Annotated in this window: 20 protein-coding genes; 5 read left to right on the top strand and 15 right to left on the bottom strand. The window is 28.3% G+C overall.

What is annotated here, in order from left to right; all coding sequences use genetic code 11:
• Positions 1–489 precede the first annotated feature (489 nt).
• A complete protein-coding gene (locus tag RT575_RS04615) occupies positions 490–1893 on the bottom strand; it encodes an alkaline phosphatase (RefSeq protein ID WP_313579176.1) in 1404 nt (467 codons plus the stop codon).
• Between the two features lie 334 nt (positions 1894–2227).
• Between RT575_RS04615 and RT575_RS04620 the strand changes: the two genes are divergently transcribed.
• Together RT575_RS04620 and RT575_RS04625 are read left to right on the top strand one after the other, a co-directional pair.
• Complete coding sequence (locus RT575_RS04620; protein ID WP_313579177.1) at positions 2228–4393, top strand: TonB-dependent receptor; 2166 nt, start codon at positions 2228–2230, stop codon at positions 4391–4393.
• Entirely contained in the window at positions 4393–5607 is a 1215-nt protein-coding gene (locus tag RT575_RS04625) for a PepSY-associated TM helix domain-containing protein (protein WP_313579179.1), read from the top strand. The genes RT575_RS04620 and RT575_RS04625 overlap by 1 nt, the downstream gene beginning before the upstream one ends.
• Positions 5608–5662: 55 nt before the next feature.
• Here the strand turns inward: RT575_RS04625 and metX are convergent, their stop codons facing one another.
• The 6 genes from metX to RT575_RS04655 all read right to left on the bottom strand — a co-directional run bounded on the left by metX (position 5663) and on the right by RT575_RS04655 (position 13757).
• Positions 5663–6673 carry a homoserine O-acetyltransferase gene (gene metX / locus RT575_RS04630; protein ID WP_313579181.1) on the bottom strand — a complete coding sequence of 337 codons (1011 nt, stop codon included), beginning with the start codon at positions 6671–6673 and terminating at the stop codon, positions 5663–5665.
• A gap of 354 nt (positions 6674–7027) precedes the next feature.
• On the bottom strand, positions 7028–7321 hold the full coding sequence (locus tag RT575_RS04635; RefSeq protein ID WP_313384615.1) for a F0F1 ATP synthase subunit epsilon: 294 nt from the start codon (positions 7319–7321) through the stop codon (positions 7028–7030).
• Positions 7322–7401: 80 nt separating this feature from the next.
• Positions 7402–8910 carry a F0F1 ATP synthase subunit beta gene (gene atpD / locus RT575_RS04640; protein WP_313579183.1) on the bottom strand — a complete coding sequence of 503 codons (1509 nt, stop codon included), beginning with the start codon at positions 8908–8910 and terminating at the stop codon, positions 7402–7404.
• A 143-nt stretch (positions 8911–9053) separates the two neighbouring features.
• Positions 9054–10202 carry a PepSY-associated TM helix domain-containing protein gene (locus tag RT575_RS04645; protein WP_313579184.1) on the bottom strand — a complete coding sequence of 383 codons (1149 nt, stop codon included), beginning with the start codon at positions 10200–10202 and terminating at the stop codon, positions 9054–9056.
• Positions 10202–11257 carry an alpha/beta hydrolase gene (locus RT575_RS04650; RefSeq protein WP_313579186.1) on the bottom strand — a complete coding sequence of 352 codons (1056 nt, stop codon included), beginning with the start codon at positions 11255–11257 and terminating at the stop codon, positions 10202–10204. Before RT575_RS04650 ends, RT575_RS04645 begins: the two co-directional genes overlap by 1 nt.
• A 64-nt stretch (positions 11258–11321) precedes the next feature.
• Entirely contained in the window at positions 11322–13757 is a 2436-nt protein-coding gene (locus RT575_RS04655) for a TonB-dependent siderophore receptor (protein WP_313579188.1), read from the bottom strand.
• Positions 13758–13908: 151 nt separating this feature from the next.
• Between RT575_RS04655 and RT575_RS04660 the strand changes: the two genes are divergently transcribed.
• Positions 13909–14841, top strand: a complete 933-nt coding sequence (locus tag RT575_RS04660; protein ID WP_313579190.1) for a bifunctional riboflavin kinase/FAD synthetase — start codon at positions 13909–13911, stop codon at positions 14839–14841.
• A 94-nt stretch (positions 14842–14935) separates the two neighbouring features.
• Positions 14936–15190 carry a SemiSWEET family transporter gene (locus tag RT575_RS04665; protein WP_313384625.1) on the top strand — a complete coding sequence of 85 codons (255 nt, stop codon included), beginning with the start codon at positions 14936–14938 and terminating at the stop codon, positions 15188–15190.
• A gap of 97 nt (positions 15191–15287) precedes the next feature.
• On the opposite strand, the gene RT575_RS04670 is transcribed toward RT575_RS04665, so the two are convergent.
• The 6 genes from RT575_RS04670 to RT575_RS04695 all read right to left on the bottom strand — a co-directional run bounded on the left by RT575_RS04670 (position 15288) and on the right by RT575_RS04695 (position 22805).
• Entirely contained in the window at positions 15288–16886 is a 1599-nt protein-coding gene (locus tag RT575_RS04670; RefSeq protein ID WP_313579192.1) for a S8/S53 family peptidase, read from the bottom strand.
• Between the two features lie 35 nt (positions 16887–16921).
• Positions 16922–17884 carry a hypothetical protein gene (locus RT575_RS04675; RefSeq protein WP_313579194.1) on the bottom strand — a complete coding sequence of 321 codons (963 nt, stop codon included), beginning with the start codon at positions 17882–17884 and terminating at the stop codon, positions 16922–16924.
• Positions 17881–18423, bottom strand: a complete 543-nt coding sequence (locus RT575_RS04680) for a sigma-70 family RNA polymerase sigma factor (protein WP_313579196.1) — start codon at positions 18421–18423, stop codon at positions 17881–17883. The genes RT575_RS04675 and RT575_RS04680 overlap by 4 nt, the downstream gene beginning before the upstream one ends.
• Positions 18424–18572: 149 nt before the next feature.
• Complete coding sequence (locus tag RT575_RS04685) at positions 18573–20828, bottom strand: CotH kinase family protein (protein ID WP_313579198.1); 2256 nt, start codon at positions 20826–20828, stop codon at positions 18573–18575.
• Positions 20829–20933: 105 nt separating this feature from the next.
• Positions 20934–21929 (bottom strand): aspartate-semialdehyde dehydrogenase, encoded by a 996-nt coding sequence (locus tag RT575_RS04690; protein WP_313579200.1) that lies wholly within the window; start codon positions 21927–21929, stop codon positions 20934–20936.
• A gap of 465 nt (positions 21930–22394) precedes the next feature.
• Entirely contained in the window at positions 22395–22805 is a 411-nt protein-coding gene (locus RT575_RS04695) for a BrxA/BrxB family bacilliredoxin (protein ID WP_313579202.1), read from the bottom strand.
• Between the two features lie 107 nt (positions 22806–22912).
• On the opposite strand from RT575_RS04695, the gene rnpA reads away from it, so the two are divergent.
• Complete coding sequence (gene rnpA, locus RT575_RS04700) at positions 22913–23290, top strand: ribonuclease P protein component (RefSeq protein ID WP_313384632.1); 378 nt, start codon at positions 22913–22915, stop codon at positions 23288–23290.
• Between the two features lie 20 nt (positions 23291–23310).
• Here rnpA and RT575_RS04705 read toward each other — a convergent pair whose 3' ends face one another.
• Both RT575_RS04705 and RT575_RS04710 read right to left on the bottom strand, forming a co-directional pair.
• Complete coding sequence (locus RT575_RS04705; RefSeq protein ID WP_313384633.1) at positions 23311–23511, bottom strand: hypothetical protein; 201 nt, start codon at positions 23509–23511, stop codon at positions 23311–23313.
• Positions 23512–23533: 22 nt separating this feature from the next.
• Positions 23534–24142, bottom strand: a complete 609-nt coding sequence (locus RT575_RS04710; protein ID WP_313384635.1) for a MarC family protein — start codon at positions 24140–24142, stop codon at positions 23534–23536.
• Positions 24143–24347: the final 205 nt, after the last annotated feature.

The raw sequence follows: 24347 nt of genomic DNA on the forward strand, positions 1-24347 counted from the left end.
ATTTTTTAATCTTTTTTACTTTTTCATCATTTTTACAGGAAAACAGAGAGTTTTTTCAGTTATCAGTTCTTAGTTGTGAGTTGTGAGTTTTTAGTTATAAGTGATATTCTAAACTTAATAACTTAAACACTGAAGAACTTGAACCCAGTAACTCAAAGATTCTTCGACAGGCTATGAATGACACTTCGTAAGTTCTAAGTAATAAGTTGTGAATTTTAAATGATACGTTAATATTAATTACTTATAATACCATTTACATCATACTGCAATAGCGATTGTAGTGGATATCCTTTTTGCGAAACATCCTAGCGAAGTAAAAAGATTACAACGAAAATCGCGACCTGAAGGGATTGCCCAATTATTAATATCTTTATTAATTAATTTGAATATAATTAATTGAGAAAAGAAATTCAGTTTTGTAATGCATAAAAAATAAGGTCGGAAATGATATCCGACCTTAAAAGTGTGTAAACTATAATCTATTTGCTCTTAGAATCTATTATCTATGTGAGCTGCTTGTAACATGACATAATGAAGATCTGTATTTACTATAAATGGTTTTATGAGCTCTTGCCCTGGTCCATATGCTCCTAATTCCACATGATCTGAAGAGTGATCCATAGAGATCCATCCGACAGAGTTATGTTTCTTTTGCATTTGAGCAAAACCTTCGTATGGTAAATGTTTATAATTATATAAACCTTCGTCTTCTTTTTCTAGTTTACTATAAAATCCTAGTATATAATGTGCTTCTTCTGATGTAATAACAAATCCTAGATTTGTTTTTATGAATTCTATAACTGAGTTTGTAGAAAAACTATTATCTATTTTATTTAGAATCCATTCGTTTGTATATTTATAGTTAGCAATAGAATCAAAATTATGATTACATTCTTTTCCATAAATAAGTCCTGGATTAGCATTTCCATGATCTGTTGTGAAAATAACTAATGTCTCTCCATCTTTTTCTGCAAAATCTAATGCTACTTTTAAGGCTTCGTCGAATTCTATTTGTTCGTGAATAAGAGCTCCTAAATCATTGGCATGCGCTGCCCAATCTACTTTTCCAGATTCTATTTGCAATACAAAACCGTCTTTATTTTTATTTAAATAATTAATAGCTTTTGTAGCCATCTGAGCTAATGAAGGTGTTGTTTTTTTTAGTTCTGGTGTGTTTAATCTATCTAATCTATATGGTAATCCTCCTTGAGAAAAAATACCTAAAATAGGTTTACTTGATTGATAATCATTTAAATCATTAAGATTTTGAGCAACAATATATCCTTTATCTTTATAATTTTTATATAAATCTTTGTTATCTTTTCTTTTTGTAGGATTAAAAAATTCATCTCCACCTCCCATTATCACATCTATACCTAATGCTAAGTAATCTTCTGCTATTTGTGGTTCAGCATTTCTTGAACTACTATTGACACAAAAACCAGCTGGAGTTGCATGTGTTGCTGTAACAGTTGTAACAATACCTGCTTTTTTACCTTTCTTTTTAAATTTTTGCCAAATAGGTAACGTTTTTTCACCATTAGCTAATACATTTAATGATCCATTAGGTACTTTAACTCCGCCACCAAATGCTGAACTTGCAGCTGCACTATCAGTAACAATAGAGCTAGCAGAACATGTTTCCATTAAAGCTCTATTTACCTTATTCTCTTGATATGTGCTAATCCATTTTGATTTTTTATCATATATACGTGTTAAATAGTAGTCTGTCATAGATAGTGTACCTGAACTCATTCCATCACTCACTAAAAAAATTATATTTTTTGCTTTTCTAGCTCCTATTATTTTATCTTCTGCAAAAACATTTCCTCCTAACAAAGTTGTTGCTGCAGTAAACAAGGCTCCTTTTTTGAAAAAATTTCTTCTATCCATCGTCTATCTTCTACTTACTTTTATAAAAATTTATATTAATATGATTAAACAACCTATTTATTATAAATATTTTAAATACTATAAGTGCAAAAATATTTGATTTAAGAAGCGAGTATATTACTTAAATATTAAGAAAATGACAAGAAAATATTAAGAAGTTCATTTTTTACTTTGTTAAAGTATAATTTGAATAAAAATTTAAACGAATAATTAACTATAATACAATTAATTACAAATATTTTTTACAGGTAATTAAAATCTTTATTTTTATATAATTTATTTAGAATAATTTAAAATAAATTATATAATTTCGCATAAAATTTATTCTTTCATTATGAAAAAATCTTTCATATTACTAACAGCATTAGTATCTGGTATACTAAGTGCACAGCAAAAAGATTCTATTAATACGAATTTAGATGAAGTTATAGTAAACAAACAGATAAGAAAAGATACAGATACATCTAACAAAATGCCTTTGAAGTTTATAGAAAATCCTCAAGTATTTTCTAGTATAGACAGATCTGTTTTAGAAAATCAAATACTTTTTACTGTTGACGATGCATATAGAAATGTAACTGGATTACAAAAAATGTGGAATGCTACTGGAAGGTCAGGAGACGGAGGTTCGTATGTTACTTTTAGAGGTTTTGTATCAAATAACTCTTTAAGAAATGGTCTAGTTGCACCTGTTTCTACTTCTATAGATGCAATAAACTTAGAAAGATTAGAAGTTTTAAAAGGACCATCTGCTACAATGTTTGGTAGCAATGTTGGTTCTTATGGAGGTGTTATCAATAGAATAACAAAAAAACCTCATGAAAATTTTGATGGAAATGTTTCTATTGCTGGTGGTAGTTATAATTATTATAGAGCACAAGCTGATGTAAACGCTCCTATCACAAATGATAATAAATTAATGTTCCGAATTAATACGGCATATACTAATTCTGGAACTTTTCAGAAAAAAAATGCTCAAAATGAATATTATGCATTTACTCCATCATTACGTTTCAAACCAAATGAAAAGTTGGATATTAATGTAGATTTAGAAATGTTCGAGAACAAAGCAATGGCTGAACAAATGTTTTTCTATCTTGCTGCATCTCCAGAACAAGGTATTTATAGTATGAAGGATGTTGAAAAAAAATATGGCCTTGATTACAAACAATCTTATGTTGGTGATAATTTAAAAACTAGAGCAAGAGTAAGAAATTTATTTGGCCAAGTTAATTATACTATTAATGATCATATAAAATCTTCGACTAATATTAGTAACTCATACTCTAACTCGAATGGGTTTAGTCCGTATTTTGCCATTGGAACTGATACTAAAAATGGAGGAACAGAACTTGGAGTTGTAAGATCTGATCAATCTACAGCAAATAGTAAAAAAACAAGTTTTCAAGTACAACAAAACTTTAATTTCGATTATAAGTTTGGTAAAATGAGAAATAGAACTGTTGTTGGTTTTGATTATATGCAAACGAAAAACAATCAAATGTTTATTTCTGCAGATTATGATTGGGTCCCATTCCGAGGTGGAGATTACTCTATAATGAATGGTACTACATTACAAAATTTCTATGATACAAGTGAAAATGTAGGTAAATATCCTATAAAAGGTACTTTAAATACTTACAGTGGTTATATTTCTAATGTGTTTACTCCTGTAGAAGGATTAAATATTTTAGCTGCAATAAGATATGAAAACAATAATGCTAAAGGTGGATTATTATATAGTAATCTTACTGAAGCATTTAGCCAATCAGCTTGGTCTCCAAAATTTGGTGTTGTTTATGAGATTATACCAGAAAAATTTTCTGTTTTTGGAAATTATCAAAACAGCTTCAAGAGTAATGGATATTATACAGCTGACGTAAGTGGAAATACAGTTCTATCTGACCCAGAACGAGCAAATCAATTTGAAGGAGGATTTAAAATGAATGTATTTCAAGGTAAAATAAATGCAACATTAAGTTACTATAATATTAATGTTAAAAATTCTTTATTATATACTGGGGAATATTTTAAGTCTTTTTCTGTCCAAACGCAAGCAGGAAAAACAAAAAGTCAAGGAGTTGAATTAGAAGTAAACGCTTACTTAGTAAAAGGTTTTTCTATAATTGGTGGATTAGCATATAATGATGCTAAAATAACTAAAAATCCTACCAACGAAGCTTTAGTAGGTACAAGACCAACAACTGCAGGAGCTAAATGGCTAGCTAATTTTAATGCAAGTTACCAATTCTTAGATGGATCATTAAAAGGAATAGGATTTGGTGTAGGAGGAAATTATGCTAGTAATAATTACGTTACAAATACTTTCTATTTAAACGAATACTTTATCATGAATGCAAACGCATTTTATGATACTAAAAAATTTAGAATTGGTGTAAAAGTAGATAACTTAACAAACGAGCATTATTGGATAGGTTATTCTACAGCTAATGCACAACAATTAATAAATGTTGTAGGAAGCTTGACATTCAAATTCTAATGAAAAATACAAAGAGAAAAAAGAAAGAGAATAAGTTCAAAAAATTAATAGGCAAACTACACCTTTGGTTTGGTTTGCTTATCGGTTCTATCGTATTTTTTATTTCTATTACAGGGGCATTATATGTTTTTAAAGATGAAATAGAATATATTCAACGTAAAGAATATATTCATCATAACGAACCTAATTTTGAGAACAAAGAGAAACTTAAACTAAAAGTTTTAGAAAAATTAGTTGACGAACAAGTCAAAGAGAAATATCCTATACATTGGGTAAATATTCCCATTGATCGTTCTATGACATATCAATTTTATTGGTATGAACATGATCCAAAAGGATGGAATTATTTTATAGAATATCCTGTTTATAAATCTGCTTATGTAAATCCATATAACGGAAAAGTATTAAAAGTATATGATGAAAAAAATGGTTTTTTTGCCATAATAAAATCTTTACATTGGGGATTCTTATTAAACTCGGAATGGGGAAAATGGCTGACAGGAATTCCTGTTACTATTTTTATATTTATGTTAATTTCAGGTATCATTCTTTGGTGGCCTAAAAATAAAGTTGCTCGTAAACAACGTTTTTGGTTTCGATGGAAAAACATAAAAAACTGGAAACGTAAAAATTATGATTTACACAATATTTTAGGTTTTTATTCATCTATCTTTTCTCTCATTTTTGCTATAACAGGAATCTTTTATGCCTTTTTTATCGTTCAAGCAATGATTTATTTTGTTTTTTCTGGAGGTGAATCAAAATATCCAGATTTTTCTCATATCAAAACAACAGCTCCAATTGAAATGAGAAATGATACAACTTTAGATAAAATTGCTTCAAAAGTTGAAGAGTTAAATCCAGATGCTTATGTCTTCTCTGTTGATTTGGGGCACGAACATATGGATGATCACGAACATCCTAATTTTAGTATTTATGTTAAAGAATTATCTTATTCTTATCATAAAAATCGTAGTTTAATTTTTGATGAAAACTCTGGTAAACTTTTACATGTTAGAAAACATGAAGATAAAAATCTTGGAGAAAAAATGATTAATGCAAACTATGATATACATGTAGGAGCTATTTTTGGATTACCAACAAAAATAATAGCATTTATTGTTAGTTTAATGTGTGCTAGTTTACCTGTAACAGGATTTTTAATTTGGTGGGGAAGAAAAAAGAAAAAACCTCAAGCAAAAAAAATAGCTTAAATAAAATTTTAAAATAAAGCCTTGTATTCTAATACAAGGCTTTATTTTTTATGAACTAAACAAAATCTTTTATAATTTCCTTAATTACATCTACTTCTACTAAAAATCCATCATGTCCATAAATTGAATCAACCAAATGAAAAGTAGCATTAGGAATATAATTTGCAATAATTTTTTGCTCAGAAGGAGGAAATAAAATATCTGAAGAAATGCCTATAACTTTTGTTTTAGCTTTTATAGATGCTAATATCTCCTTTATATTTTTATTTGTTCCACGAGCAATGTTGTGAGAATCCATTGCTTTAGAAAGATACCAATACGAATAAGCATTAAAACGATTTGCTAATTTTTCTCCTTGATATTTTTGATAAGACGAAGCTTTAAAATTATCCGAAATACCATCTTCATTCTTTTGTTTCACATCATAAATATCATATGTACGATATGAAAGCATTGCAATTGTTCTTGCTGCAACCAATCCATTATTACCTCCGTCAAGCTTATCTTCATAAAAACTAGAATCTGCTTCTATAGAAAGTCTTTGAGATTCATTAAATGCTATTCCCCAAGGAGAATGAACAGCATTAGTAGCCAAAAGAACCAAATTATTCACCTTAATCTTATTCAATAAAATAAACTCTAATGCTTGTTGTCCTCCAAGAGAACCTCCAATCAAAAGATTAATTTTATCAATACCTAAATATTCAGCTAATAATTGATGAGCATTTGCCATATCCTTAATCGTTATTAAAGGAAAATCTCTAAAAAAAGATTTATTTGTCTCAGAATTTATAGACAATGGATTTGTTGACCCATAATTAGAACCAATAACATTGGCACATACTATAAAATGATCATTTGGATTAAATAAATCTGATTCTCCAAAAAGACCACTCCACCAATCAAAAACATCAGAATTAGCAGTTAATGCATGACAAACCCAAATAACATTATTCTTATCTTTATTCAGTTTTCCTGATGTATGATAACCAATTGTTATATTATCTAATTTTTTTCCACATTCTAATGAGAAAGCACCTGAGTAATTATATTGGTAATAGTTCATTCTTATATAGTATTCAGCAAAAATAGAATATAATCCGTAATTAACATATATACTTATTAGAATCAGAAAATTAAACTAAAAAACACAAAAATACAGGAAAAAATATTTATTAAGCTATTTAAAACTCAATAGACTTCTAAAACCTATATAATTATAAGAATAAAAAAAAACTTTTTTTTGGGTAATACCTTTTGTTATTAGTGTTTTACTACAATTTTTTGGAAGCAAATAAACAAGGAATACTTATACTTTTAATTAAAATTGAAAAATTATTTATTGCATAAAAAAATAAATGTCATAAAAAAAGAGACCAAATAATATTTGGTCTCTTTTATAATATTTTTTGATAAAAAATTAATTCGCTAAAACTAATATTTTATTATTATTCATTTCTATGGTTCCTCCTTTTATATCAAATAACAAAGTTTGAGAATTAGCAGGAGCAGTGTAAATTTTTCCTGATTCATCATTAAACTTATCAAAAGTTTGAGAATGAACTTTTATTTTAATTGTTCCTTGCCCTAAAGTTGCAACGATAGGAGCGTGGTTATTTAATAACTGAAACTCACCATCTTTACCTGGTAATGTTACTGCATCAACTTCGGCATCAAAAATAACATGTTCTGGAGTTATAATTTGTAAGTGCATATTCCTATTGTTTAAAAAAAAGAGTACTTAGTAACTTTAAAGAAAGAAACGTAAGCACTCTTTTATATTGTTAAAATATATTATCTAGCTTCTGCTAACATTTTTTCTCCAGCTTCTATCGCTTCTTCAATAGTACCACGTAAGTTGAATGCAGCTTCAGGATATTGATCAACTTCACCATCTAAGATCATGTTAAATCCTTTTATAGTATCTTTAATATCAACTAAAACGCCTGGTATACCAGTAAATTGCTCTGCAACGTGGAATGGTTGAGATAAGAAACGTTGGATACGACGTGCGCGGTGTACAACTAATTTATCCTCTTCAGATAACTCTTCCATACCTAAAATAGCAATAATATCTTGTAAAGCATTGTAACGTTGTAAAATCTCTTTTACACGTTGAGCTGTTTCATAATGCTCTTTACCAATAATTGCTGGTGTTAAGATACGAGAAGTAGAATTCAATGGATCTACCGCTGGATAAATACCTAGAGAAGCAATTTTACGATCTAATACTGTTGTAGCATCTAAGTGCGCAAAAGTTGTAGCTGGCGCAGGGTCAGTTAAATCATCGGCAGGTACATAAACTGCTTGTACAGATGTAATAGATCCGTTTTTAGTAGATGTAATACGCTCTTGCATAGCTCCCATCTCAGTTGCTAATGTTGGCTGATAACCTACGGCTGATGGCATACGTCCTAATAAGGCAGAAACCTCAGAACCTGCTTGTGTAAAACGGAAAATATTATCTACGAAGAATAATACGTCACGTCCTTGACCTTGTCCATCTCCGTCACGGAAATATTCAGCTAATGTTAAACCTGTTAAAGCAACACGAGCACGTGCACCTGGAGGTTCATTCATTTGTCCGAAAACGAAAGCAGCTTTAGACTCTTTCATGTTTTCGCTGTTTACTTTAGATAAATCCCAAGATCCACCTTCCATAGAGTGCATGAAATCTTCACCATAATTAATTAATCCAGCTTCAATCATCTCACGCATTAAGTCATTACCTTCACGAGTACGCTCACCAACACCAGCGAATACAGATAAACCTCCGTGTCCTTTAGCGATGTTGTTCATCAACTCCTGAATTAATACTGTTTTACCTACTCCGGCACCTCCAAATAAACCAATTTTACCACCTTTTACATATGGCTCTACTAAGTCAATTACTTTAATCCCTGTAAATAAAACTTCTGCAGATGTTGATAATTCTTCGAATTTTGGAGCTGGACGGTGAATAGGTAAACCATTTTCTTTGTCTAAATTCCCTAAACCATCAATAGCATCTCCAACTACATTAAATACACGTCCTTTGATGTCTTCTCCGATAGGAACCATAATTGGTTTTCCTAAAGCGATAACTTCTTGACCTCTTTGTAAACCATCAGAACTATCCATTGCGATACAACGTACAGTATCTTCACCGATGTGTTGCTCGACTTCAAGAATTAATGTTTCTTTTCCTTGACGAGGAACCTCTAATGCATCATAAATATTTGGAAGGCCTTCTGCGTTATCAAAAATAACGTCAATTACAGGTCCAATAACCTGTGCAATCTTACCTTTCTTTTGATTTGCCATTATATGTAATGATTTAGTTTATTTTTATTTGGGTGCAAATGTAAGTTAAAAACATGTTATAATTAATATAAATTTAAGATTTTTATTCCAAAATACATATTTTTTTAAATTATAATCCATTGTGAGATAATTATTACTCTCCTTTAAACAGTTTTAGGCTTCTTTTTTCTCCTTCCCCACCAAATTAAAAAACCTGTAATTGGTAAAGAAGTTGCTACTATTCCTGCTAAAAATGTAGATAATTTGCCTATTTGTCCGAACCATTGTCCCATGTGTAACTGCCAAACAACGTTTTCTACAGACTCATGTTTTATTAACTTTTCATTAACGTTAATTTTTTCTCCTGTATATCTATCAAAAATACTTATGTCAGCATTTTCTATACTCTTTAGTCCTACTTTACCAGATGTAAATAGGTAAGCTCCATTTTTTCTATTAGCAGATTCCCAAATTCGAACCATTTTTTTATCTGGAAATTCTTTATCTAATACTTTATAAGCAAAAGGAACTAAATCTTTTGATACTTTTGTTGAATCTGCTTTAGGTAATGATTTCTCTAAATGAGAAAGATCACCTCCTGATACTTTTATAGTAAAATTCATGAATGGATTAAAAAAAATTATTAGTCCAGTTATACTTAATACTAAGCATAATAACATAGAATAAAAGCCATATACGTTATGTAAATCATAATTAAATCGTTTAAACTTTGCTTTCCATTTTATTGTAAAACTAGCTTTTCGAGTTGTTTTAGTCCATTTTTTAGGCCACCATAATACCAAACCAGTAATAGTACTAATCACAAAAACAATTGTTGAAATTGCAACTATCCAGCCTCCTATTTTTCCAGCTAATAAAGAAGAATGTAAATGAGCCATTACAAAAAAGAAATGAATTGTATTATCTTGTTTTATAATCTCTGCTGTGTAGGGATTCATATACAACATAATTAATTTTCTTTCCTTTGGAATAAATGCACGCATACGTATGCTTCTTTTAGGATCTTTAAAAAAAACATATTCAGAAACTTTGATTTCTGGATTATAAATTTTTACTCCATTCACAATTTCATCATAAGTTGCGTACTTATGATTTTGAGGAACCTCAACATATTTCGATTCTCCAGCTGTATAATCAAAAATTTCATCACAATAAACAATAATTGTTCCTGTAAGACAAACAAAAACTAATATAATTCCTGAAACAATACTTGGCCAAAGATGTAACCAAGCAATTACCTTAGAAAATGTACTTTTTCCTTTCTTTTTAAGTATAGTTGACTTACTTCTCATTAGTATTTCATCGTTTTTAATTGCTTACTATCTGGATATAATTTTAATGCATATGTTAATATTTTATTTGCATTATCCTGTTGATTAATTCGTTGAGTATATTTTATCAATTCAATTAACAAAGATTCTTCAGGAACAAAAGTGTGATTTAATTTTTTAGAAAAAGTATCATATGTTTCTTGAAGTAATTCTGGATTTTGAGGAATTTCTTTTATTGGTAATTCAATTCCTTTAAATATTGCTACCATAGCATCATAACTTGATGGAATTGGTACTGAACCATGATTGTAATCAGGATAATATTTCCATGAAGAATATAATTGAGTTGTTGGTAATAATTCTTCACAAAATTTTCTAATTGTACTACCATGTTCTAATCGATCTTTTTGAGCATCAATTTTTTCATGAGCCAGTGCAACATATAAAGATTTATTTTTAAAGTCCTTTATTTTGAATTCTTCTTGAGCTTGTTTAAAAATTACTTTATTATCCCACCAAAGACTAGGATCTATTGCAATATATGCATCAAATGAATCTGTATGATTTAATAATGTATAAATCGCAAATAATCCACCAAATGAATGTCCATGTAAAATATTAAAATCTGTTGTTCTAAATTTTTTATTAACGAAAGGCTTCAATTCTTTATCAATAAAATTAATAAAATTTTCTGCTCCTCCACTTGTTTCGTACTGTAACTTATTATCTTTATTTTTAGATAAACTTTTTGTTGGAGTATAATCTTTCGTTCTATCTATATTTCTTATTCCTACAACAATCATTTCTGGTTGAGATCGAAATAAAAACTTAGTACTAAATCTTTCTAATGAAGCTACTAAAGAAAAATTCGTATCTCCATCTAAAACATAAACAACAGGGTATTTTCCTTTAGCAAAATCTTGATTTGAATAATTTTGAGGCAATTGCACATCAATGATTCTATCTTCATTTAAGATATTAGAATGTATTGTATATGTTTCTCCTATTGTATAAGGTGTTTGAGCATGTAGTAAAGAGAAGAAGAAAGTTATTATTACGCTTAATATATTTTTCATTTTTGTTGAGATAAAAAATAGTATTGTAAAAACAATTTTACAATACTATTTAATTAGTTAATAATTAGAATTTGAATGTTAAATTAGCCACAAATGTTCTTGTTTGCTGTGGTTGAGCCCAAGAAAGTGTTGTCCAATATTTTTTATTAGCAAGATTATTTCCTTTTAATGCGATTCTAAATTTTGCCTTTTCATAGAAGATTGAAGCATCGATAGTACTAAATCCTGAAACTTTAACTGTATTTGCATCATTAAAGTAATATCCATCAGAGTAGTTTCCTCCAAAACCAAAACCTAATCCATTAAATTCTCCTCTAGTTAATTTATAACTCGCCCAATAATTAGCTGAATTATATGGAACACCTGCTGGACGATTTCCTTCTACAGAAGTACCTGTTGTTGTTTCTGCAGATTTTTGAAAACGACTACTATTATATCCATAACCAGCTATGATATGAAAACCTCTGAAAGGATTTGCAATTAAATCAAATTCAAATCCTGTACTTTTTTGAGTTGCATCTTGTACACTTATAGTCGTTAAAGCACTTGTAGGATCTGTATTGGGAACTGTACGAACTTTATCCTTTACTTTTATATCATAGTAACTAACTGTACCATTTATTTTTCCCTTTAATAATTCGAACTTGATTCCTGTTTCAAATTGATTTGATTGTTCAGGTTTAAAAAATTGTCTATTATTATCAGCTAAAGTTGTTGGTTGCACATTTTTGAATCCATTCTGATAATTACCAAAAAGAGATAATTGATTTTTTATTATTTCATAAACAACTCCAAATTTTGGTGACCAAGCTGTCTGCATGTAATTATTTTTCTTATCATTAAATCGATCTACACGAACACCAGCAGATACATTTAAACGATCAAAGAACTTAATTACATCAGAAACATAAGCACTATAAGTAACTGTATTTCTACTATTAGCAGCTCTAGTTCCTTGACCTAAGAGAGTTTCATAAGTATTAGAGTTAATTGTTGGAGCATCTTGATTAACAATAGTTTGTTGTGCTTTAGTTAATCCTAAAAGAGTTGATGCAGACTTATCATAATCGTTTACTGTAACACGAGAATCTGAAGTAACTAATTGTGTAAAATCAACTCCTACTAAAAATTTATTTTCTATATCTCCCCATTTATGTTTTCCAACAAAATTTTGTTGAATTTGAGTTGTATTGAAATTACTAGGTAAATTCATTATTCTTCGTTGTAGTAATCTTTCACCTGCATAATCTCCAGTTCCATCTGAAATTAATAGAAATAAATAGTTTGCGTTGTTATCTGTATTTGAATAAGAAAAACGTGTATCAGAAGTCCAATGATCATTAATAATATAATTAGCATTTGCAAAAACATTCAAAACATTGGCTTTACTCGTCAAATCATTAGAAGTATAAGATCTTTTAAAATCCCAATCTAATTCATCCAAATTCTTAATTGAAGTTTTTCCTAAACCAACATAAGTTGTATTTCTTTCTGATTGAAAATATTCTATATCTAAACCTAAAGTTAAACGATCACTAACTAAATATTTAAATGTTGGAGCAATCATTAATGTTTTATTAACTCCTTGGTCTTGGAAAGACTTTTCTCTATGCACAGCAGCATTTATTCTAAATAATAAAGTATTGTCTTTGTTTAATGGTTTGTTATAATCTAACGTTGCTCTTCCCAAACTATATCCTCCAGCAGAAATACTTACTTCACCTTTTTCTCCAACTGTTGCTTGCTTTGTTACACGATTAACTAATCCTCCGTAAGAAACTAATGTTGATCCAAAAAGTGTTGATGATGGACCTTTTATGATTTCCAAACGATCCAAATTAACAGGATCAGATAATGATACGTAATTTGTTGCCATTCCATTTCTTATTGCTCCTGCTCCATCAGCTCCTGTAAAACCTCTCATCATCATAGCAAGACCTGTACCTCCTGAACCAACTCCTAATGAAACATTGGTAACTCCAGGAGAAGACATTAATGCACCTCGAAAATCTGTTGCAACTTGCTCATCTAATAATTCTTTTGGAACTACAGTGTAAACCTGAGAATTTTCTAAATTACTTAGTGGCATACGAGCGACCATATCAGATTTTTTTTCTGCAAATCTTTTAGCTGCCACATTTACTTCACTTAAATCTATGGATTGATCCAAATACAAATTAAAATTATGAGAAATCATTTTATCTTTAATAATAGATACTTGTACCGTTTCCTTTTTTCCATTTATCTCTGCAATAATATCATAAGTACCTTCTGATAATTCTGTAAAAGAATATTCTCCAGCTGCATTTGTAATAACAATTTTACCATTTATAGTCACTTTTACATTTTCTACAGGCTTGTTATCTTGATCAAATACTTTTCCTGATATACCAGTTCTTATATCTTCATTAATCATTTCGAATTTTACACTTGCATTAACCTTTACTGGAGAATAAAGTAAAAAAGTTAATGTAGAGGCTACTACTATAATTCTTCTCATTGTTAAAATTTGAATGTAAACTTAAGGAAGGTTTTATTTTTGTGCAATTTATTTTTATTTATTCTAAATAAATTGGATGAAAATCATATTTTAGCTTCTCCTTATTTATATTTTTTAATTTAAAAAACGGATTAACTTTGTAAAAAAAACTGTGAACGTATTCAATTCCATAGATGATTGTTGCCATATAAATAATGCTGTTATTACATTAGGAATGTATGATGGTGTACACATAGGACATCAAACCATAATTAAACAATTAAATAATATTGCACAAAACATAAATGGAGAAAGTGTTTTATTAACTTTTTATCCTCATCCAAGAAAAGTTGTACAACCAGATTTTAAATTAGAATTACTTTCTACTCTTGCTGAAAAAGAAAATATTTTGAAGGATTTAAATTTAAATAATTTAGTTATACATCCATTTACAAAAGATTTTTCGCAAGTTTCTGCAAAAGATTTTATTGTCGATTATTTAATCAAAAAAATGAATCTTCACACTTTAGTTATTGGACATGACCATCACTTTGGTAAAAATAGAGAAGGTAATTTTGAACAACTAGAAAAACTATCTAAAGAATATGGATTTAATCTTATTCAATTAGAGGCTATTCATCATGAAGAATCAGCAATTAGTTCTACAAAAATCAGAAAAGCATTAAAAGAAGGAAATATTGAATATGCAAATCAAGCATTAAAATATAATTATCCTCTATCAGGAATTGTTGTGCATGGTGATAAACTTGGTCGAACACTTGGTTTTCCTACTGCAAATTTAGAAGTTGACTCTACTAAATTAATTCCAAAAGATGGTGTTTATGCTGTAGCTGTTTTTGTTGATAATAAAAAATACTTAGGTTTACTAAGCATCGGTTATAGAGAAACTGTTACAAACTCTAGAGAACATAGAATAGAAGTAAATATCCTTAATTTTGATCAACAAATTTATGGAGAAACAATCCATTTAGAATTTCTAGGAAGACTTCGTGATGAGAAAAAATTTAATTCTCTGGATGAGTTGATAGAGGCGATGAATAAAGATAAAGAAAATGCTATAAAAAAATTTAGTTCGAACATATAAACATAATACTTCCCAAAGTCCTTTCTACCACTATAATATTTTTTTATTAACTTAGTTAAAAGTACTAACGATATAAAAAAATTGACTATTACTTATGGAAAGTAAATTTATTAAGATTTTAGGTTATGTAGCTACATGTACCTCCTTAGGGATGTACGTATCATATATCCCACAAATATTAAATAACCTAAATGGACAAAAAAGTGATCATATACAACCATTTGTAGCAGCTATAAATTGTAGTCTTTGGGTGATTTATGGAATTAAGAAAAAAGATTGGCCCCTTGCTATAGCCAATTCTCCTGGAATTATATTTGGTTTGTTCGCATGTTATACTGCTTTAATATAAAATAATATTCATAATCTTTACAAAAATAAATTATGAAACAAGAGCGTCAGATTGGGTAAACCCAATCTGACGCTCTTGTTTATATTAATAATTAGAATTATTTTTTTACAATTTTCTCTATATAATTATTACCATTTTTATCTTGAATTTTTATTAAATAAACTCCACTTTTCAAATTTGATGTATTTATTTTTTCTTGGTTATAAAAGCTTAAAACTTTTTGACCTGCTACATTATAAATTTCAATAGACATTTCTTTATTATTAGATTGAATTACAATCTCGTTATTAAATGGATTAGGATAAATATCTAATTGCTTATTTAATTTAATTTCTCTCGTTTCAAGCAATTCTTGAAAAGCTTTATAATAATCTGGTATACCATAACCTAATTGATTCGTAGGATTGGAATATAAATGAGCTGATTTTTGAACTTTATCTTTTAATAAAGCTAATTCTATTTTTGGAAATTTTTGGAGAAGAATAGCCATTGCTCCAGCAGTAATTGGAGAAGAAAAAGATGTACCATTATTATATGTTTGTTGACCATTTTCTGAATATAAAGGAACTAAGCTTCCTAGAGCAGAAACATTTGGTTTTAAATCATTCATGGCATTTGGTCCATAAGAAGAAAATGAAGCTGCAGTTTTATATAAAGTATTTGCACCAACAGTAAATACATCAACTACATCAGCAGGAGATGTTATATATTTCCATGATTTACTTCCTTCATTTCCTGCAGAGGTCACAACTAAAATTCCTTTATCAACTGCAACCTGAGCACCTAAAGATATTAAAGTTGTTTTTCCATTCATATCTTCATAAGTATAATCATATCGAGAATCATCAAAGGTATTATATCCTAAAGACGTGTTTATAATATCCACTCCTACACTATCAGCCCTTTCTGCTGCTTGTATCCAATACAGTAATTCTTTTGGTGTTTCGCTATCATTATCTTCAGAAATATAAAGAGAATAAGTAGCTTTTGGTGCTGTACCAATATAAATACCATTAATTTCTGTTGCCATTGTAGATAAAACCATTGTGCCGTGAGAATTAGAGTCATAAACATTTTTCTTTTTACTTACAAAATCATAAGTATCGAGAATTCTATTATCATTTCTAAGATTTTCAAATGCTACTATTTTGTCTACACCAGGAAATCCTGCATCAATAACACCAATATAAACATCATTCCCTAAATAACTTTGATCATGTAAAGGTTTCAAATTTAATTGCTCTATAAAATCATTTGATTTTCCATAATCATAATTAACTTTTTTGGAATTTAAATCTGTCCATTTTGATTCTATTTTTGTAAAACCAGATATTTCTTTTCCTCTAACCATTGTATTTACAGATTCTACAAATGATAATTCTTCTATTTTAGAAATAACTGATAAATCAGAAATTTCCACCATTATTGTATTTAGCCATTTAGTATGGCCAATATAATTTAATGATAAATTCTTTATTTTATTTATTCTATCTTGAGAAATAGGAATATCTTTTTCATCTAAATCAATATTATACTTAATTCTTCTATCTAAAGATTTTTGAGAAATAATTTTTAATGGATTAGACAGATTATTTGAAATATTTTCTTTTTCTTTAAGCTTAATAAGATATAAATCTTGAGCATAGACATTGAAAATACTTAAAAAAGAAAGTAAAAAAGTAAAAAAAAATTTCATATAGTGTAAGTTTTAAGTTAAACTATAAATTTATACTATTCTACAGATTGATAATAATCAAAAATTTCTTTTTTATTTTTTTCAAGTAAATCCATTAATTCAAAAGACATATTAGGTTCATTTGTTTTTAAAAGAATTTCATTATTTGTTTTTTCAAAACAAATAATGATTGAGTTATTAACAAAAGAAACTCTTTTCTTGGACTTTCCTAATAATTTAAAATTAGTACGAAGTATTTTTGTTTTAGCAGTAAACTTTAGAGGCTTATATATTATTTTAATTTCATTATTATCTGAATGAACATTCACAGATTCACCAATTGATGGAATTATATTTTCAGACATTTTTGGTTGAGCTGGTTGACTATTCTTATCGCCTCTTTGTTTATAATAGGCAGAAGATACAGCAAATGATTCATCTAAATTTTTAAAATTAAGAGAATCCTTTTGATCTACAATTTTAGTCCTCATTCTTGAATTTACAGCATATAAACCTTTATTTTCAATTGAATCTAAAATATTTTTTTTAGTAACTTTTTTTTCTGTTAAAACAATTACATCTTTTGAGGGTTTTATTTTATTAATATTTTTATTAGAATGAATAACTAATTTCTCACTCGTATCTTTTTTCGTATCTTTTACAATAATAACAGGTTGATTATTTTTATCTTCTACTTCTTCTATAATTTCTAAATCATTAGATTTTATTTTTGTTTGATCTTCAGGAAAAGTATCCATTTTCACAACCTCTATCGTTTCCTTTTGGTTTAGTGTATTTAAATTTTCTACAAAGAAAATAAAATAAGGAATTGCAATTAGAGCAAATACAGCCGCAGAAAACCAAACACTAGAAACAAACTCTCTCAATGTTCTTTTTTTCTTTTTTTCTGTATTAAGCCCAGATTCTATTCGCTTCCAAACCAAATCTCTCGGTTTTTCACCGACAGATTCCTTACTTCTCTTTTGAAATAATTCTTCTATTGGGTCATTTTTTTTCACGATAAATTTGATTTTAAATAGTAATTCTTATCTAACATTTCTTTCAACTTCGTCTTTGCTAAATTAAGCTGGGACTTTGATGTACCTTCTGTAATTTCTAAATTTTCAGCAATTTCTTTATGTTTATAACCTTCTATAACATAAAGATTAAAAATAATACGACATCCTTCTGGTAAATAATCAAGAAGTTTCATTATATCATCTTCTTCAATTTTTTGAGAAGGTAATTCTCCCGACGGAATAGAATAAGAATATTCATCAACATTCAAATGTATGACCTTATTTTTCCTAACTTCCATCAAGCATTCATTTACCATAATGCGATGCATCCAACCTTCAAAACTTCCTTCAGAAGAAAATTTATGAATATTCTGAAATATTTTCATAAATCCTTTTACTAAAATATCTTCTGCTTGCTGTATATCAGTAAAATATCTCTTACAAACTGCAAAAAAACGAGCATCATATTTCTCATAAAGCAATCTTTGAGCTTTAGGATTATTATTAATACATGCTTTTATGAGTTGTTTTTCGTCCAAAATCTTTTTACAGCTTCATTAATTAGATGTGAAAATTACGCTTATGGTTGTTTTATTTACGTCAAATATTTGTTAAAGTTCGAACTTTTTTCTTTATAAAAATAAAAAGTCGCTTAAAAAGCGACTTTTTTATCTTAAATGAAATCAGTTTAATTTTTGATGAACTTTTTCGTTACTCGTTTATTACCTTGAGTTAATTGTATTATATATACTCCTTTAGGTAAGTGACTAACATCAATTTTTTGATTAGTAATAATATTCTGATCAACTATTTGTCCTAAAACAGAAGATATTTTATATTCAATTTTAGATTGTGATGAAGATGCAACATTTAAGATATTAGAAACAGGATTAGGATAGACCATAAAATCTACTTTATCTAAATCATTTGTTTCTAAAGTCCATTCAAAGATAGCTTTTACTTTAAAATCTTTCTCAGGATTTATTGTAATTTTTTGATCATTTGATTCTATATCTCCTTCCCAATGAGAAAACACATAACCTGGTAAAGCTATTGCTTCTAATATTACTGGATTATTTATAAAATAATCACCTTTCCAACTTTGATAATCATCATCAATACCTATTGTAGTGTTATTAATTTCGATAGAATTTACCTTAACAAAACCTAAAGACTTATTATTCGTTATAACATTTAATTCATAATTACCTCCTAATTTAAAATAATCGTTTAATTGTGTTTTTTGAATATCAGGTCGTAATCTTGCAAATTGTCTCATTAATTCTACATTACGTTCCCATTCATCCATTGATGTTATCAAATTCCAACGACTAATATTTTTAGGCATTTCTTGACGTAAATTATTTTGCATTAAATCAATAAGATTTATAACATATTCTGGCTTATAGATTGAATTCATTAAATCTGCAAAACGATTAATAAAATAATTTTTAAAGTTTTGATTTTGTAATAAACCAATAAGAATATAATTATTATATAGTTTACCTCCATAATTTCCTGAAACTATAGAATGTAATAATGTATTATGATTAAATGAGTTATAATACCAATTTTCATCTCCATTAAAACCAATATCCAAATCTTTCATCAACCAACGAAATCTTCCATCTTGTCCATAACTAGCATTTGGATTGTATTCTACTCTCTTTCTAAAAAATTCATTGTTATTGTATGGCCAATCATAATTTGCTGCAAAAATTTCAGCGATATGATAATCAGAAAAATTTATCTCATCAACATAAGTAATTGCTTTTTGATAATTATTATTATCTGATAAATCATTATTTTTAAAAAAATCAAGAGTTTCATCGTAATAATTTACATCTCCAATTGATGCCTTAGCAACAGATGTCTGCTCTATATAGTCAATGTCTTTTTCTTTTATTCCATAGACTTCTTCTAGATATTTTTCATCATATCTCTCTCTTAAATTAAAAATCCCATAATATTCTCCATTAACAAAATTTATAACAGGTTGATAATTTTGAGTATCAAAATTTAAACTTTCATTGAGTTTTTGGATAAATGCATCTCTAAATAAAGTTCTGTAAGTATCTTGACCTGAATTTCTTAATATTAAACGTTTATACTTATCAATATTATAATTCTTAAAAAAATCATAGCTCAAATTCTTATTTCCATAATCAGATTTTGCATAAATTCTAAACGATCTATTTTTAAAAACTCTTGATCCATTTCCATTAATTCTAACACCTAAAGTTTGATTAATGACTGATCTTTGATTATCTAAATAAATAAAATTTATAGGAACTTCTGAAGAAGAACCTGAATTCCAATAATTTGCAGAAGTATATGAATTTGCACCTATTTCAGGATTATTTAACCGCCAATCGTCAAATTTTTTTCCAGCAACAAAAAGTCCATTTTCATACCCAAATAAATCATCTTCATTAACATTTATACTAACAACTGGTAAAGTATAATTTTTGTTTATAAAATAAACATTTGTTACTGTTTCAGAAAATGAGTCATCATCTTTGTAGGCTTTAGCTCTTACTACAAAACTTTTATCTATTTTTTCAGTTGGAAAATATTGATCTCTTTCGTAAGAGGTTGATATATTAGAAATTATATTATCTTCGTTAGACCTATCATAAATTTTTATTGAATTTGAATACAAGTTTGATTGTAATGTGTTTTCAAAAAATTCAAAAGGAGTGTCTCCTGGATATTGTGGATATTGTTTCTTGTATTGATATGTTCTTCCTTCTAAATTGTTAATATCTGGTTCTGAGCCATCTGTTGTGTAAATAATTTTTACATCAGTGTCCGCGTGTGATAATTCTAAATTAAATGCATTAGAATAAAAACCACTTGATTTAGAAAAGGTTGGAGAGTCAATTGTTTGACCAAAAACTAAAGTTAAGAAGTTAAAAAAAATAATTGTGTAGAGTTTTCGCATATAGTATGTTTAATTAATTGTATACAAAAATAATCTTTACTTATATAAAAAAAGCTGATACATTATATGTATCAGCTTTTTTATATTATTTAGAATTATTATAATTTAACCTACTAAATTTTCTTTTACTAAATATTCTGCAATTTGTACCGCATTTGTTGCTGCACCTTTACGCAAATTATCTGCAACAATCCAACAATTTAATGTATTAGACTGAGATAAGTCACGACGAATACGACCGACAAATACATCATCTTTACCTTCCGAATAAAAAGCCATTGGATATGTATTTGTATCTGGATTATCTTGTAACGTTACACCATCTTGTTCAGAAAGAAGTTTACGAACATCTGCTAAATCAAAATCATTTTCGAATTCTATATTTACAGATTCTGAATGCCCTCCTTGTACTGGTACACGAACTGCAGTCGCTGTAATGTTCATTTCATCTACTCGCATAATTTTACGAGGTTCGCGAGTTAATTTTAATTCTTCTTTTGTGTAACCTGTTTCTTCGTCAAAAACATCACAATGCGGTAATGCATTTTTAAATATTTGATAAGGATATACTTTTGCAACATCTCTACCTTCTATCTCTCCATTCAATTGCTCTACAGCATCTTTTCCTGTTCCTGTTACAGATTGATATGTAGAAACAACAACACGCTTAATTCCATATTTTTTATGCAAAGGATTCAGCACCATAACCAACTGAATTGTAGAACAATTTGGATTAGCAATAATTTTATCTTCTTTTGTTAAGATATCTGCATTTATTTCTGGCACAACCAATGGTCTGTCTGGATCCATTCGCCAAGCCGATGAATTGTCTACAACTGTTGTTCCCACTTCTGCAAACTTAGGCGCCCACTGTTTAGAAGTTTCTCCACCTGCTGAAAAAATTGCGATATCTGCTCGCATTTCTACAGCATCTTGCATAGATACAATTTTGTATTCTTTTCCTTTGTATTCAACAGTTTTTCCTACTGATCTTTCTGATGCTACTGGTATAATTTCAGTGACTGGAAAATTTCTTTCTTCCAAAACTTGGAGCATAACTCTGCCGACCATTCCGGTAGCGCCTACGACTGCTATTCTCATTTGTTTATAAATAATATTATTTAATAATTTGAATTGCTAATTTAGTGATTTTATAGTTATTGAATAGCCTTAATTTATTGATTTAAACCACTAAAATTAAAGTTTTTTACTTGTTATGATATTAATTCGGAGATTGTTTCTATTTGTTGAATTATAATTTTTAAAATTCATTTTTTATTGAATTTTATTTCTAGCTTTTTTTATTTTTTTCAATAAAAGTACTTGAGACAGGAATTGTAGCGGCATCCTTTTATAAATAATAGTAAAACTTGCTGATACTTGTTTATAAAAGATAGAGCGAAAAGTTCGCTCGGTCGCCCAAAATTTATTATTATAATAATTATATACCGTTGTCTTCGACATGGGCTTTACATTTCAATCCCTAACGCAAAGAAAATAAATCTTAAAATAAAAAAACTGCTTCATTTTCATGAAACAGTTTTCTATTTATTTTATAAAAACTAATTAAGCAAACTCGTTGTAAGCAGCTTTTAAGTTTTCTGCAATTGCATCTGCAGAGTGTCCTTCGATATGATGACGCTCTAACATATGTACTAATTCACCATCTTTAAACAATGCTACTGCAGGAGAGCTTGGTGGAAACGGCGCAAAAAATTCACGTGCTTTTGCTACAGCTTCTTTATCAAAACCTGCAAAAACAGTTGTTAAATGTGCTGGTACTTTTTCGTTATCCAAAGACATTACAACTCCTGGTCTTGCTGCACCTGCTGCACAACCACATACGCTATTTACCATAACTAATGTTGTTCCTCCTTGTTTTATTGCTGCTTCTACTTGTTCTGGAGTTGTTAAGTCCTCGAAACCATTAGAAGTTAATTGTGCCTTCATTGGCAATACTAAATCTGCTGGATACATATTATTCAGTTTTTTTATTATAATTAATTATTTTTCAAAGTTACGTAATTCTAAATTTATTAGTTTACTTACTTTTGTACTTACAAATTTAGTTAGAATTTAGGAATATGAAATTGACTTTTGGTAAGAAAGAGAAACTTAAAAGTAGAAAAGCTTTTGATGAGCTGTTTTCTGATAGTAAAACTATGGTTTCTCATCCCATACGATTTGTTTACAAAGTAAAACCAAAAGAAGATTACACAATTCGTGTTGGTGTTAGTGTTTCTAAGAAAAAATTTAAACACGCTGTTGATAGAAATTTATTGAAAAGAAGAACAAAAGAAGCTTACCGATTGAATAAACTATTAATACAACCTATGAATTTTTCTATTGATTTGGTTATGATTTATACCTCATCTAAACCTCAACAGTTTGAGGTGATTGAAAAATCTATAAAACTTTTGCTACAAAAACTAAACGATGAAATACAAAAAAAGGAAGATTAAAATAATCTTCCTTTTTTTATTTATTTTTTTAAGTTTGCTTGTAGTCTGAAAAAACTAAAGTAGACTGATGCTAAAATTAGTCCACATACTGCTGCACCAATCCCAATTAAACTATGCACGTTATTTTCTGCAAAAAAACCTGCTCTGTAATCCATCACATATAGGTTATAACCTAATCCTACCAACAAAACGATTGTTGCAATATAAATATATGTTTTCATTTTTTAATAATTTGTTTTTCTACTATACTGTTGCATGAAATAATGCACCAAGGTTTGATGTAAATAATTTTATTGCTATTGAAAGCAAAATTACACCAAAAACTTTTTTTAGAACTGATAAAACTCCTGGTCCCATCCATTTTTCTAAATTACCTGCAAATTTCAGCACCAAATATACGATTAACATATTTAATATAATTGCTATAACTATGTTAATATCTTCGAATTGAGAACGAAGTGACAAAACTGTTGTTAATGATCCTGCACCTGCAATTAACGGAAATGCAATAGGAACTATAGAAGCTGAATTAGGTTCTACTCCTTTTTGTATTTCTATTCCCAATATCATTTCTACAGCAATTATAAAAATTACAAAAGCACCTGCTACAGCGAAAGATTGTACATCTACTCCTACAACTCCCAATAATTTTGTTCCAAAAAATAGAAATGATATTAATAACAATCCTGCTACAATTGTTGCTTTTTCTGATTGTATGTGTCCTACTTTACTACGAATAGACACTACAATGGGAATACTCCCTAAAATATCTATCACAGCAAATAATACAGCAAATGTTGCTCCGATTTCCTTGAGTGAAAATTCGTTAATAAGTTTTGTAATCGTATTCATTATGTAGTGTTGTTAATATTTTTTGAATACAAGATAAGTATTTCTTGCATTTTATAGGGAAAGAGTTTGAGAAAAATTATCCGATATTAATTAAAATAATCCTTTTTTATATATATTTTTCTAAATTTATATAATAATGAGTATGAGAAAAAGCTTTAATTAAGCTTTTGGCAAACATACCGCACATAGTACTTAGTTGAAAATG

Source organism: Chishuiella sp., assembly GCF_032109125.1.
Classification (GTDB): Bacteria; Bacteroidota; Bacteroidia; order Flavobacteriales; family Weeksellaceae; genus Empedobacter.

Excerpts from the sequence above, each read along its gene's own strand:
- RT575_RS04615 (WP_313579176.1), bottom strand. The coding sequence starts at position 1,893 with ATGGATAGAAGAAATTTTTTCAAAAAAGGAGCCTTGTTTACTGCAGCA.
- RT575_RS04620 (WP_313579177.1), top strand. The coding sequence starts at position 2,228 with ATGAAAAAATCTTTCATATTACTAACAGCATTAGTATCTGGTATACTA.
- RT575_RS04625 (WP_313579179.1), top strand. The coding sequence starts at position 4,393 with ATGAAAAATACAAAGAGAAAAAAGAAAGAGAATAAGTTCAAAAAATTA.
- metX (WP_313579181.1), bottom strand. The coding sequence starts at position 6,673 with ATGAACTATTACCAATATAATTACTCAGGTGCTTTCTCATTAGAATGT.
- RT575_RS04635 (WP_313384615.1), bottom strand. The coding sequence starts at position 7,321 with ATGCACTTACAAATTATAACTCCAGAACATGTTATTTTTGATGCCGAA.
- atpD (WP_313579183.1), bottom strand. The coding sequence starts at position 8,910 with ATGGCAAATCAAAAGAAAGGTAAGATTGCACAGGTTATTGGACCTGTA.
- RT575_RS04645 (WP_313579184.1), bottom strand. The coding sequence starts at position 10,202 with ATGAGAAGTAAGTCAACTATACTTAAAAAGAAAGGAAAAAGTACATTT.
- RT575_RS04650 (WP_313579186.1), bottom strand. The coding sequence starts at position 11,257 with ATGAAAAATATATTAAGCGTAATAATAACTTTCTTCTTCTCTTTACTA.
- RT575_RS04655 (WP_313579188.1), bottom strand. The coding sequence starts at position 13,757 with ATGAGAAGAATTATAGTAGTAGCCTCTACATTAACTTTTTTACTTTAT.
- RT575_RS04665 (WP_313384625.1), top strand. The coding sequence starts at position 14,936 with ATGGAAAGTAAATTTATTAAGATTTTAGGTTATGTAGCTACATGTACC.
- RT575_RS04670 (WP_313579192.1), bottom strand. The coding sequence starts at position 16,886 with ATGAAATTTTTTTTTACTTTTTTACTTTCTTTTTTAAGTATTTTCAAT.
- RT575_RS04685 (WP_313579198.1), bottom strand. The coding sequence starts at position 20,828 with ATGCGAAAACTCTACACAATTATTTTTTTTAACTTCTTAACTTTAGTT.
- RT575_RS04690 (WP_313579200.1), bottom strand. The coding sequence starts at position 21,929 with ATGAGAATAGCAGTCGTAGGCGCTACCGGAATGGTCGGCAGAGTTATG.
- RT575_RS04695 (WP_313579202.1), bottom strand. The coding sequence starts at position 22,805 with ATGTATCCAGCAGATTTAGTATTGCCAATGAAGGCACAATTAACTTCT.
- rnpA (WP_313384632.1), top strand. The coding sequence starts at position 22,913 with ATGAAATTGACTTTTGGTAAGAAAGAGAAACTTAAAAGTAGAAAAGCT.
- RT575_RS04705 (WP_313384633.1), bottom strand. The coding sequence starts at position 23,511 with ATGAAAACATATATTTATATTGCAACAATCGTTTTGTTGGTAGGATTA.
- RT575_RS04710 (WP_313384635.1), bottom strand. The coding sequence starts at position 24,142 with ATGAATACGATTACAAAACTTATTAACGAATTTTCACTCAAGGAAATC.